This is a genomic window from Wolbachia endosymbiont of Cylisticus convexus, from assembly GCF_003344345.1.
Map to the genome: position 1 here is coordinate 1 of NZ_QPIP01000051.1, position 12,503 is coordinate 12,503.

10 protein-coding genes, 1 tRNA gene and 4 pseudogenes are annotated in these 12,503 nt (G+C 35.2%); 5 read left to right on the forward strand and 10 right to left on the reverse strand.

Annotated elements, in window-relative coordinates; all coding sequences use genetic code 11:
• Both Wcon_RS11230 and Wcon_RS06050 read right to left on the reverse strand, forming a co-directional pair.
• Positions 1 to 200 (reverse strand): annotated as a pseudogene (locus tag Wcon_RS11230) (hypothetical protein); the annotation flags it as partial.
• A gap of 75 nt (positions 201 to 275) precedes the next feature.
• Entirely contained in the window at positions 276 to 1,679 is a 1,404-nt protein-coding gene (locus Wcon_RS06050) for an NAD(P)H-dependent flavin oxidoreductase (RefSeq protein ID WP_114517586.1), read from the reverse strand.
• A gap of 136 nt (positions 1,680 to 1,815) precedes the next feature.
• Here Wcon_RS06050 and coaE point away from each other — a divergent pair, with 136 nt between their 5' ends.
• Positions 1,816 to 2,394 carry a dephospho-CoA kinase gene (coaE, locus tag Wcon_RS06055; RefSeq protein WP_114517587.1) on the forward strand — a complete coding sequence of 193 codons (579 nt, stop codon included), beginning with the start codon at positions 1,816 to 1,818 and terminating at the stop codon, positions 2,392 to 2,394.
• Here the strand turns inward: coaE and Wcon_RS06060 are convergent.
• The 5 genes from Wcon_RS06060 to Wcon_RS06080 form a co-directional block, all read right to left on the reverse strand.
• Positions 2,384 to 3,568 (reverse strand): ribonuclease D, encoded by a 1,185-nt coding sequence (locus Wcon_RS06060; RefSeq protein ID WP_114517588.1) that lies wholly within the window; start codon positions 3,566 to 3,568, stop codon positions 2,384 to 2,386. The two genes, coaE and Wcon_RS06060, sit on opposite strands and share 11 nt — an antisense overlap.
• Before the next feature lie 83 nt (positions 3,569 to 3,651).
• Complete coding sequence (locus tag Wcon_RS06065) at positions 3,652 to 4,977, reverse strand: dihydroorotase (RefSeq protein ID WP_114517589.1); 1,326 nt, start codon at positions 4,975 to 4,977, stop codon at positions 3,652 to 3,654.
• Positions 4,978 to 5,092: 115 nt separating this feature from the next.
• A complete protein-coding gene (locus tag Wcon_RS06070; RefSeq protein WP_114517590.1) occupies positions 5,093 to 7,474 on the reverse strand; it encodes a lipase family protein in 2,382 nt (793 codons plus the stop codon).
• Positions 7,475 to 7,621: 147 nt separating this feature from the next.
• Positions 7,622 to 8,224 (reverse strand): RDD family protein, encoded by a 603-nt coding sequence (locus Wcon_RS06075; RefSeq protein ID WP_114517592.1) that lies wholly within the window; start codon positions 8,222 to 8,224, stop codon positions 7,622 to 7,624.
• Positions 8,225 to 8,246: 22 nt separating this feature from the next.
• Positions 8,247 to 8,329, reverse strand: a tRNA-Leu gene (locus tag Wcon_RS06080).
• A 102-nt stretch (positions 8,330 to 8,431) separates the two neighbouring features.
• Between Wcon_RS06080 and Wcon_RS06085 the strand changes: the two genes are divergently transcribed.
• From Wcon_RS06085 to Wcon_RS11445, 3 genes are all read left to right on the forward strand, one after another.
• Positions 8,432 to 9,874 carry a replicative DNA helicase gene (locus tag Wcon_RS06085; protein ID WP_047759538.1) on the forward strand — a complete coding sequence of 481 codons (1,443 nt, stop codon included), beginning with the start codon at positions 8,432 to 8,434 and terminating at the stop codon, positions 9,872 to 9,874.
• A 322-nt stretch (positions 9,875 to 10,196) separates the two neighbouring features.
• Complete coding sequence (locus Wcon_RS12540; protein ID WP_255565520.1) at positions 10,197 to 10,331, forward strand: hypothetical protein; 135 nt, start codon at positions 10,197 to 10,199, stop codon at positions 10,329 to 10,331.
• Between the two features lie 66 nt (positions 10,332 to 10,397).
• On the forward strand, positions 10,398 to 10,784 hold the full coding sequence (locus Wcon_RS11445; protein WP_179947493.1) for a hypothetical protein: 387 nt from the start codon (positions 10,398 to 10,400) through the stop codon (positions 10,782 to 10,784).
• A 315-nt stretch (positions 10,785 to 11,099) separates the two neighbouring features.
• Here the strand turns inward: Wcon_RS11445 and Wcon_RS12040 are convergent, their stop codons facing one another.
• Positions 11,100 to 11,348: an integrase core domain-containing protein gene (locus tag Wcon_RS12040; RefSeq protein WP_237350077.1), complete on the reverse strand. Its 249-nt coding sequence runs from the start codon at positions 11,346 to 11,348 to the stop codon at positions 11,100 to 11,102.
• A gap of 194 nt (positions 11,349 to 11,542) precedes the next feature.
• Here Wcon_RS12040 and Wcon_RS12045 point away from each other — a divergent pair.
• Positions 11,543 to 11,696: pseudogene (locus Wcon_RS12045) on the forward strand (IS4 family transposase); the annotation flags it as partial.
• 36 nt (positions 11,697 to 11,732) lie between these two features.
• Here Wcon_RS12045 and Wcon_RS06105 read toward each other — a convergent pair.
• A pseudogene (locus Wcon_RS06105) lies at positions 11,733 to 12,237 on the reverse strand (transposase); the annotation flags it as partial.
• Between the two features lie 54 nt (positions 12,238 to 12,291).
• Positions 12,292 to 12,438, reverse strand: a pseudogene (locus tag Wcon_RS13035) (IS630-like element ISWpi11 family transposase); the annotation flags it as partial.
• Between the last annotated feature and the right edge of the window lie 65 nt (positions 12,439 to 12,503).

Below are 12,503 nucleotides of genomic sequence, written 5' to 3' on the forward strand. Positions count from 1 at the left end.
GTATAAGAGACAGCTCTTGTACTGTGCCTACAAGTTGGAATGCTAGGTGTAAATTCTCCATACATTCTGTCGAACCCTTGCTCATTCCAAGTCAAATTCCGTGCATTATTACAATACTGTAAAAACTCTTTAACATTATCGTTACTGCCAGACTTTTTGATATAGGCAAGTGCATATCTTTCTAAAACACTATTATGCATAAAAGTTCTCCTAAATATTAAGATTAAATTAATAAATATTTATTATAACAAAGTAAAGTTTACTTGTCAAATCAATCATAATCCAACCAATATCCTTTCCACCAGTTCTTTGACTGTCGGTACGTAGCCATTCTCATAAAATGGGTCTTGCTTAAATCTGTACACATTGTGTCCAGAAAACATGAGTTCATTTTCAATATTACCGTCATGTATAATGTTTTGCAGTGTCTTTTGTATACAAAAACTCCTTGGATCTGGTTTTCGTCCTGTTGAATGGTCACCGTGATCTTTCCAATTACTAAACAGGCAATGGCTTAAACATCCCATGCAATTGATTTGATCTTGTCTTATCTCCGCAAATTTGCTTGGTGTCACAAAAATAACAGTCGTATCTGGAGTTTTCATTGCCTCTGTATAACCTGCTTTAGTCCATGTATTTGCTAGCTCTTTGCCTTTTGCAGTAAGGTAAATCTTTCTACCTCTGCTACCAATTGCAAATTCATCATTAAACTCTCCGCTTGCACTTTCTGAAAATTTTATTTGGCGCGAATTCCGTTCCTGTAGCTCATGTATGAAGTTATTTTTTACTGCAGATGAGTAGAACCCTGTTGGACTAAATTTATTTAAAAATACATCACCTTCTTCTAAAGTAAGTAGCTTCTTTTTCCACTCTGTAGAAATCGGACTTTCTTTTGTTAAAAGTGGACGAGTGCCAAATTGAAAAGCTATTGGTCCGATTTGTAAATTGTCAAACCAATGTTCCCAATCCTTCAAATGCCACACTCCCCCCGCCATAACAATTGGCGTTTCAGAAAGACCAATCTCATTCATGAAAGATCTAAGCTCTGCAACTCTTTCAAATGGAGCCTGCGGTAATTCTGGATCTTCACTATTACTCAAGCCATTGTGACCACCAGCAAGCCACGGATCCTCATACACTACTCCACCAAGTAAAAAGGAAGATACTTTTTGGTAAGCACGTTTCCATAATGCTTTAAAAGCGCGTACCGATGAAATAATAGGGTAATAATAAACTTGATATTTAGCTGCAATTTCTCCGAGTCTGTAAGGCATACCAGCACCGCAAGTGATGCCATGAACTAAGCCTTTTGCTTTTTCTAATATGCCATGAAGCACTTGTTCTGCTGCCCCCATTTCCCAAAGCACATTCATATGTACTCTCCCACAGCCTTTTGATATTTCATTCGCTATTTTTGCTTGACTAACTCCAGCCTCGATACTATACTCAATTAATTCCTTATGTTTTTCATTTCTTGTTTTACCTTTATAAATCAGTGGTACTAACTCGCCGTTGTCATCGATAAGTTTAGCATTTGCACCAGAAAACGTACCAACAGCATCTGCTGCAGCAAATGCCCCACTTGATCTTCCATCACTGATTGCAATGCCTTTGCCGCCCTCGATGATTGGCCACACTTCTTTCCCTGAAATCACTATCTTTTTTATCTTATTTTTCAAAATTTCCTCTTAATCTTTCACTCTATTTTACTTGATTACTAAAAAAATAATAGCTTTTCTTTTAATGCACATACATTCAGTTTTAAGTAGACATAACAGCTACGGCACATATTCTCTTTAAGAAGTCTTTTGCTATATGATAATAGGTCTAACAGGTGAAATCGCAGTCGGAAAGAGCTTTGTAGCCAATTGCTTTAAAGAATTTGGTGCCATTGTGTTTGATGCCGACTCTGTCGTGCGCCAGCTTTATAAAGTGGACGAAAACATAATAAGTTATGCAGAGGAAAAGTTTTCTGGGGTAGTAGTAAATGGGAAAATTGATAGAACAGTGTTGTCTAAATATTTTTTAGCCTATGATGAGAATTGGAAGCAATTCCAGTCTTTAGTGCATTCCGCTGTGCGAAATGAATTAGAAATTTTTATTGCTCAGGAAAAAAAGACCGATAGGAAGCTCTTAGTCTTGGACATTCCACTCCTGCTGGAAACTAGATTCCGTTTATATTGCGACTTTATTGTTTTCATCCATGCAGATAGCATTGTGCAAGCTAAAAGGCTCAGTGAGCGTAATATGGATAAAGAAAAGCTGGATCTAATGTCCAGTATTCAGCTACCTATTGAAGAAAAAAGGCAAATGAGTGACTTCATTATCGATACCAGCGCAAATGTTTTTTCTCAAGTGAAAGATATAATAAACTCGTTAGACTTCAGCACGTGATACGGTTATTTTCCACCAGATTACTCCGAATTTTAGCTGTACTATCCGCAGATTTTACCATTAAAATTTCAAACCTTGAGCCTGCGTTCAAAAACGATTCTACTGATCTGCCGAAAAAATCATATCTCCATCCCTTGAATAATTTATCTATCTTCCCAGATATTGATCCAGCTAACTCATCTTTTGATGAAACTAACTTTCTCGATATGTTATTTTCCTTACATTTGCTCTCTAAAATAATCGAGAGTATATCAAAGACAGATTTATCATAATTATCTGACAAAGTATAATTTTGCTGCACAAATTCCTTCTCATTCTCGTCGAAAATATTCATAAATTCTAATAAATCTTCTTCTTTTATATTTTTTGTGTTCCTCTTAAGGTCATCTAAAATCTCGTCAATACGCTCCACATTTTTTTCAATAAGGCCAATTATTACAGCATTATTAATTACTTTATTACGATTGATGTTATAGCGTTGTGCTAAAGTCTCTTGCCACTCACTCACTGCTTTAACAACTAACATTAACCTTGGATTTGCTTCATAATTAAATTTAATCCTCCTCCATGCATCTTTTGGACTATGCAAATACCTATTTATATCAACCAATAATTCCATCTCTTCTTGAAACCAACTCATCCTATTACTTTCTTCAAGTTTACTGCACAATATTTGGTGTAGGTCATATAAGTGTACCACATCGCTTATTGCATAGTCTAATTGGTCCTCAGACAGTGGACGACCTAACCAGTCTGAATTTTTAGCTTTAATCTTATCTAGCACTATCCCTTGATATTGTTCTACTACTTTTGAGTAACCAATAAAGTCATGATAATAATGACAAAACATAGCAGCAACTTGAGTATCAAAAATAGGAGTAGGAATACACTTAAACACAGTTAATAGGGACTCTATGTCTTGCCGACAACTATGAAAAACTTTGGTTATGTCTCGATTCAGCATTATCTTCTCAATGAGCGATAAGTCAATCCCTGGTACTAGTATATCTACAATAAAACTCTTATCTCCGTAAGAAATTTGAATTAGCGACAATCTTGGGTAGTAGGTTAAATTGTTTCTAATGAACTCCGTGTCAACTGCTATAAATTTTGGCTCTTTTGCTATCAACTCTTCACATGCATTCTCCAGTTTCGATGTCGTACTAATTAGCATATATTTTTTATTCAGTGGCTATATTTTACCACTTATATTAAACCTTTACAATTGATTGAAATTCAGAGCACAATTTATAATAACTAACTCTTATGTAAATATACAGTTTTGCCAGACACAACGGTACGTATTACTTGCCCTTTCACTTTGCGTCCATCGAAAGGAGAATTCTTTGACTTACTAGCAAAAGTGTCAGCTTTAATTTCCCATTCATGATTCAAATCAACTAAAATTAAGTCCGCTACAAGGTTTTTCTGTATGCGACCACGTGGCATATGTATGATATCTGCAGGCTTATATGTCAATTTTGCAAGCACATCAAGTAGACCCATTTGTCCACTGTGATATAGTTCAAGTGAAAGGGGCAGCATTGTTTCAAGGCCAACAATACCAAATGCAGCATTTTCAAGTGGCAGATCTTTAGAACTAAGATCATGCGGAGCATGATCGGTTGCAATGCAATCAATCACACCTGTTTTTAAACCTTCAATCATAGCTAAACGATCTTCTTCAGTGCGAAGCGGCGGATTCATTTTTGCGATTGCTCCATGTTGCTTTACTATATCTTCAGTTAAAGTAAAGTGATGAGGAGTTACTTCACATGTAACATTTAATCCCAAATCTTTTGCACGTTTAATAGCATCAAGTGAATCTTTTGAAGATACATGTAAAATATGGTAGTGTACATTTTCTATGTCCTTCATTAGCAGTATATCACGAGTTACCATAACCGATTCCGATGCACTCAAGATTCCCTTTACTCCCAATTCTTCAGAAATCTTACCCTCATTAATTGCACCACCAGCAGATAAATTTAAATCTTCTGCATGTTGAGCAATAGGAACATCAAGCATACTTGAATAAAGCAGCGCCTGTCTCATAATCATTGGGTTCATAACTGGCATACCATCATCGGTGAATCCAACTGCACCTGCTTCCTTTAAAAGTGCCATTTCAGTTAATTTTTCTTCCGAAGTGGTGATTTTAGCGTAAAATTCCACATTTACATGTGAAGTTTCAAGTGCTCTATATTTCAAATACTTAGCTAAGACAACATTATCAATCACTGGAACAGTGTTTGGCTGGCAAACTACAGTTGTAACGCCTCCTGCAGCTGCAGATTTGCTGCCTGTATGTATAGTTTCTTTATGCTCTTGACCTGGTTCACGAAAATGCACGTGAATGTCAATAAGGCCTGGCATTAGAACAAGCCCTTCACAGTCTATTGTTTCATCAACTCCACTTGTTGAAAATAATGATTCGCCAAAATCAACAATTTTATCTCCTTCAGTCAATAATGAACCTTTTATATCAAGTTTAGTTTCTGGGTCGATAATACGAGTATTGGTATACGCAATTTTATAGCCTTCCTTTTGCCCTGTCTGCAATAAATTCCAAGATTGTGTCATTATATTTAAGTATCGATTACAAAATAAATCTAAAGTTTTTTTAGTAAAACACAACCAAATTAAAGTGATGGTATAATAACTAGCAATGAAGAATATTTAAATTAGTAACTTAATACTAAGCAGCTATTCTATAACTACCATTTTCGATTTCGACATTATTAAGTGCTGTGTTTGCCTTATACGCACAGTAACACCCTACTGCAAGAAAAGTTAATGCAGCTACAGCAAGCGAAATACATATTGCTAAATGAATCATTGTTAGACTTGCCCCAACAGAAAATGCCCCAAATAACACAAGGGAAGTAGAGGCATAATTACCTTGCCTTTTACTGTAAGTTCTTGCTTTTAAGAATTTTTCGTTTAGCTCTTCATTCTTGCTTTCAGATTGTTTCTGTAGATTCTTCTCTAGTCCTCTACTTTTATTTTCAGATTTCTGTAGCCTTGTCTTCAGGTCGTTATTTTCATTTTTGAGTTGAGTTACTTTGTCAGTTAACCCTTGCCTTGTACTATTCAGCTGCTCTTCCAGCTGAGTATTTTGTGCAGTCAGTTGAGTTACCTTATCATTTAGGTCTTCAATCTCGTTTTTCTTCTCTTCAAGCTGAGCTTTTGTTTTATCAGATTCCTTGCTAAGTTGCGTTACTTTACTAGTTTCTTCAGCTAGGTTTTGCTTTGACTTTGCAAGTTGAGCTTCTGTTTGTTGGAATTTCTTTTCAACTTCTTTTACTTGATTAGCTAAATGACAATTTTCTTGTTCAAATTGAGCTTTTACCTCCTCCAGCATCTTCTTTTCTTCTGTGAGCTGATTGTTCAGATTACCAGCATTCTTTTCTAGCTTAGCGTTTGTTGACTTAAGTTTCTCCAATTGATTAGTCAGATTACTCTTCTTTCTTTCTAACTCAGCATTTGTTTCTTTAAGTTCCTTTATAGTACTATTAAGCTTGGTTACTTTTTTAGTTTGTTCATCCAGCTCTGCTCTCTTTTCTGCAAACTGATCTTTTGTCCCTTTAAATTCTGCAGTAAGTTTATCTACTTGATCATTGAGTTGATTAGTCTTCTGTTGTTCTTGTGTTAATTTTCCTTTTTCATCATCTAGCTCTTTAGTTTTTTCACCTAAACTTTGTTGTATACTATTTAACCTTTCCTCTAATTGAGTTTTTTCATTAGTAAGCTTAGCTACTTCTTCTTCTCCTTTTTTAAGTTTTTCTTCTACGTTTGGAGCATATTCAATGGGTATTTCAGAAAGCTTAATCTCTTTATTTTCTTCCTCAACTTTTTTAAAGAACTCCTTATCATTCACATCGACATATGACAAAACTGCATGGTAAAATAGGCCACAAATATAAGCAATATGACGATACTTAGATGGATTGTTGTCTGATTTAAAATTCTCCTGCTGCACTTCCTGAATAAGGTTATAATAGGTATCAATTTTATGATAGTGTGGCTCCAAATACTCTAAAGATTTACCCGTTTCCAGTTTTAATGATTTACCTACATGCTTATAATGCATACCAGCATTACCGTGTGGCAAACATGGTACTAGATCTGATTGACAAGCTACTCTAATAGTCTTACTTCCAAGACAATCATTGTAAACTTTAGCAGCACCATTATAGAAAACTCTTGGAGAGCCAAAAGTTGCAACATGAACATCTTCGGCATTTTCTGTTTTATTAAGGCATAAAGCAGCTATACTAGCAAGAGCACCTCCCATGCTATGACCTGTAACATTAATTTTTAAATCTTCAATTTTTAATCCTCGATCATTAGCATGCCCTTGTAATATTTTGTGCACACTGGACCAAGAGCGTTTGAATAAAGAGTAGAAACCAGAGTGGACACGATGATCTTCAGGTAAAAATGACAACTTAGCTAAAGATACACGAAGATCTTCCTTTACATCATTCAAATCGCGAGTCCCATGATAAGCTATAGTCACTTCCTCGCCTTTAATAAAAATATAACCAGCATCTCGATTATATGAATTGCTACCAGTTAAAGCATAGCCGACATCGTGTTGTTCTAACTTATAATCAGTATCTAAGCAATACTTGTCTTCAATGAGTTCATTGTCGTAAAATTTTATAATTTGATAACCTTCTTCTGCAAGCTGCCTTTTAGTTTTATATTTACCTTTCTCTAATTTTCTATCCACATTACCGTAGGAAATCTTGCTAAAAGTACACATTTCTAGTAATTTTTGTTCACTAAATCCTGCAATTTGCCCTTTTATCAGATCAGCAAGGTCAGAAGCATCATTTAACTCAGTATCGTTATTTAACTTAGCATCCTTAAAACACTCTATATCCTTCCATATTTTAATTAGATCAGAAGTTTCTTGATTCAAAAGCTCGTTAGGATCAAAACCTTGAGCTTTTAATGCGTCCTTAAATGGTTCTAGTTCCTTAATTACGGACTCTTTTATTTCACCATTACTAATCTGTACAATACTATCGCTAATAGAATCCATACTTTGATCATGTGTGATACTTGGCATATTCCTTATCTACTATAAACTTAGTTAACTTAAGTATACCATTTAGGTAAGTATTTAGCAAGTAGCGTACTTAATTTATTTAGCAAAATTACTAAAATCTTTTGAATTATTTACTTTTTCCAAAAACATAAAAATAATATGTAAGACTTAATTCACCCTACTAAGCTCAAGGCTATTATTTGTGACAACTACTGTGTCTGCAATCTTATCGTGCCAAGTTTGGCAGCGTTTGTCGAAACTTGACCATATGAAACCTAAGAATAATGGTGCTGTTGACAATATAAAAGAAAAAAATCTTTTGGTTGCTTGTTTTAGAGTTAGTTTCTCAAAAGTTTGTGCATTCACAACTCTAAGCCCAAGTAAGAATTTTCCAGGTGTAGCACCAAACCTTATCCACATATATACCACATAGCTAAAAAGCATAATGAATTGAACTATTTGATTTAGGATTAGTAGCTTAATGAGTTTACTCTGCATTGCTGTTTCCTCTGCAGATAATGGCACTTGCGTTTGATATTTTGCGGCAATTTGGCCTAATATTTTACTGCTCTCTGAGCTCATGAAGAGTTGGCTTAAGGCTTGGCCGCAAAGCTGCAAGAACAAAACGATGATAATTAAATCAAGCAGCACTGACAAATAGCGCCTAAGTCCCGTTACGTAGCATATTCCATTTTCATCTTTCTTTATCTTTTGAATAGCACTTATAGAAGAAAAAATAGAAAACAAGCGATCAAAAAACTTGTGTAACATAAAGCATTTTCCAATATTTGAGTGCCCCTGGCCGGACTTGAACCAGCATGCTTTTGCAAGCAACAGATTTTGAGTCTGCCGTGTCTACCATTCCACCACAGGGGCCTACTTTAATGCTATAAGCAACACAGGATTAGTCAAATTTTTTCTCTTTCAAGTAAGGACTGAATATTCTACAATAATCAATCATTACTCTGAAAACTTAAAATGAATGAATTAGCTAATCTTATTGATTCAAGAGAAGAAATATGTAAATTACCGCATAATTTAGAAGCCGAGCAAATGCTCATTGGTGCAATGGTTCGTGATAATAGAATTTGTGATGCAGTCGAAGATATAATTGCAGCAGATAATTTCTATGATCCACTACATCAAAGCATTTTTACCCAAATATCTAAAACCAGAAAACACGGTATAGTTGCTAATGAACTGAGCCTCAAGATGTTTTTCGAGAATGATAAAGCATTTGCCGAATGTGGTGGAGTTGAGTACTTAGCAAAGCTTGCTGCAAAGGCAAGTATTGCACTTGATATCTATAGTTTGACCAGAATAATCCGTGATACTTATTTAAGAAGATGCTTAATCAAGCTCGGGCAGGAGATAGTTGACGATAGTTATAACTACAACATTGAAAATCCTGCACAGGTACAAATTGAGCAAGCAATGACAAAATTGTTCAACTTAGCAGTAAAAAAGCAAGGTGAGAAGACATATATAAAGCTTGCAAGTTCAATTAAAGATGTAGTTGAGAAGATCAGCAAGCTGAAGAATAATCCAGAGGCTCTAGGTATTACAACCGGACTTCAAGATCTAAATCAGCTTCTTGGTGGTTTGCAGAAATCTGATCTGTTAATTATAGCTGCAAGGCCCTCAATGGGGAAGACAGCATTGGCGCTGAACATCGCACTTAACGCTTGTAAGATTTTGCAAAAAAGAACAGATAAACAACACTACGTAGCGTTTTTCTCACTTGAAATGTCAGCAGAGCAATTGACCGCAAGATTGATTACTATAGATTCAGGCATTGGTTATTATAAGGCACTGACTGGGAGAATTAGTGATTTTGAATTACACGAATTCATTAATGCTAGTACGGATCTATCCGAATTACCTTTCATCATAGATGACACTCCTGCACTATCAATTAGTGCCCTTCGTACCAGAATACGTCTGCTATATCAACTATACAATGTAGAAGTGGTATTTATCGATTATCTACAGTTAATTCGAGGAACAACAAAGAGAAGCAATGAAAATAGAGTGCAAGAAATCTCAGAAGTGACGCAAGGTTTGAAAGCAATTGCAAAGGAACTGAATATTCCCATTGTCGCACTATCGCAGCTCTCTCGTTCTGTTGAGCAGAGGGATGATAAGAAACCACAACTTTCTGATTTGCGTGATTCAGGAAGCATAGAGCAGGATGCAGATATAGTAATGTTCCTCTATAGAGAAGAATATTATGAATTAAGAAAACAGCCAAATGAAGGGAGTAATAAACATCGAGAGTGGCAAGAGAAAATGGAGAAAATTAGAAATATTGCAGAACTGATTATTGCAAAACAAAGAAACGGACCAATTGGTAGTGTGAAGCTACATTTTGACTCTAACAGAGGTGCATTTAAAGATTATACAGAAAGATATAGTCTCTAGTGGTCTTTAGGAAATGTGGGAGTATTCAACAAATCATACGAGTCAAGTTAAGGAAAAATAAGAATGAAGAGGATAGAATAATAAGGTATAAGTTCTGCAAGATACATTTTTAGTGAGAGAAGCAACAATGAATAAAATAACTCGCTTATCAAAGAACCTCAATGAATTTTTAATGAAAAAGCAATCAATTAAGACAGAAAAGAAAGAGGTAATTTCACTAGGCTCTGTGAACAAAATGTTAGCAGGTCAAATTAATTGAGGGCAGGAAGTATAAAAAAGCGGTAATTTAACCTAATGATCATAAATATAGAGAAGTTACCGTATGAAATATCACATAAAAAAGGAAATTTGGAAGCAAATTTTTGCATTTTTAAAGAGCACAAAAGGAATACACAGTAAAAATGAGGAGAAGTTAAGAATATTTATGGAAGCAGTGTGGCAAAATGGCTGCCAATGACCAAGAATTTACGGTAATTACAGGAGTATACGTAGGAGGTTTAAAAAGTGGTGCGAAAAGGGAATTTTGGCAAAATTACTTAAGTATGCACAACAAGATCCAGATTTGGAAATCTCCATAATTGATGGAACAATCATCAGATCTCATTCATGTTCAGCTGGATATAGAAAAGATTCTCAGGCTCAAGAGGCCTTAGGGCGGAGAACTGAAATTCATGCACTTGTTGATGCATTGGGAAATCCACTCAAATTTATTCTGACCTTAGGCCAAAGGAACGCAGGCATCACAGTTCTGACTAAAAATGTCTCTAGCTCCACTGTAGTAGCCGATAAAGGCTATATGCTTTTATTGCTAGTCTTGAAAGCAAAGGATGCACTGTTGTTATTCCACCAAAGCGGAATCGTAAAGTGCAGAAACATTATGATGAGCATATTTATAAAGAGCGGCATCTGATTGAGTGCTTCTTCGGGAAAATTAAAAATTTTAAACGCATTTTCTCTCGTTTTGATAAGACTGCTGAGGTCTTTATGGGTTTTTTGAATTTTATCAGAGTACTCATATGGTTATTCTAAAATTTTGTTCACAGAGCCTAGTTTTATGTGTGTGATTCATAGAGGTTATTACAGCTGATTTGTCAAATCAAGTCTGAACTCGAAATAGGTAATCTGTTAAGAGATTTTATATTTTTGAAGTGATCTTAACCTCTGATCGTGCTTGTAATTTTGCATGACAAATGGCTCTTTTGACAAGATATAATTTTTTTGCACTTCACTTAAACAAGGAATTGTACTTTCTAGTTCTTTGCCATGGAGTTTTTCCTTGAAGAGTACTATGAGAACGTTGTTTATTATAATATTCTTCCCAACCTCTAAGTTTAATTTGCAGTTCAGGATCCTTGATGTTAACGCTACTATAAAATTCATCTAAATCTGTACGCTGTGCTCTTTCCACTTTGCCATTTAAATGTGGAGAAAACGGCTTAATAGGACGAAATTTAATTTTCCATTCTCTAAGCACATTCCTGCACCTCATAAGCAAAAAATTCCTGCCCTCTATCAGTTTGAATTCTTTGACAATGAAAGGGCATTCTTTTTCTTAGCTGTTCAAGGAAATCCAGAGTATTTTTTGAAGCATACGCGTCAAGTTAAGAGAATACACCCAATATAGCAACCATTTAAGATAGGTATCTTATTTGTTATATTTATTTTTAGAGCTATATAAGACTTGATGAACTAAAAGGGAAACCACACAGTGTGAATTATATGCTAAATTGTGTGCAATTCTCATGAGTTGTACAAAACTAAAAAAGAATACAGTTTAATAAAGGCATTTATTGAGCTAAAAAGGCGGATTAGAGAGTTATTTTAGTATTATAGCCCTTCTCATAACAGTCCAAAAAGCTCATAGAAAAGCAGAATCAACAGCATAACGAAAAGATGTGAATAGAGTTCCTGATTCTGTTTTTTATAGCAAACCAATGATGCTCAATTTTGTTAAAATCTGGAGAATACGGAGGCAGATATAAAATTTCTGCACCAACCCCTTTAGCAAGTTCGGTAATCTTATTAGACTTATGAAAAGTAGCATTATCAAAGTTTGTCCAGATCGGTGTCAGAAATTGCTCAAACCATTTATTAACATATTGCAGTGGCCTTCAAAGATTAACGGAGCAACTATTTTTCTTCCACTTAAGGCTGCAACCATGCTGATTCCAGATTTTAGGGCTGTCCTTTCTGGCAATATCCATAGGGATAGTCTTCGGTATTATCAATACCAGATTCATCTATATATACTAAGTTTTGAGGTTCTTTTGTCGCTATAACCCTTACAAATTGAGCTCGCTTTTCCTCATTTCTTTCTTTGTATCCGTAAGTCTTGTGAATCCTATATTTTTAAGTGCTCGATTGTCTACTAATATTGCACCAGCATCTCTGACTGAGTTTTGCCACCTTGCAAATGCATTCCAGTCGGTAATTTTATGGTTATAGCCCACGTTTTTGACTGAAAATCTCCCGTTTTCTCACGTCTTTTCTTCCACTCATATAAAGTTGTTTTTCCGATCTTAAATCTCTTGGCAATAGTTTTCTCCTTCATCCAACGCTTCCATTACCTTTTTCCTTACGTCATAACTATTTACCTTCACTACTATAAATCCATATCTTACTCTTTTTC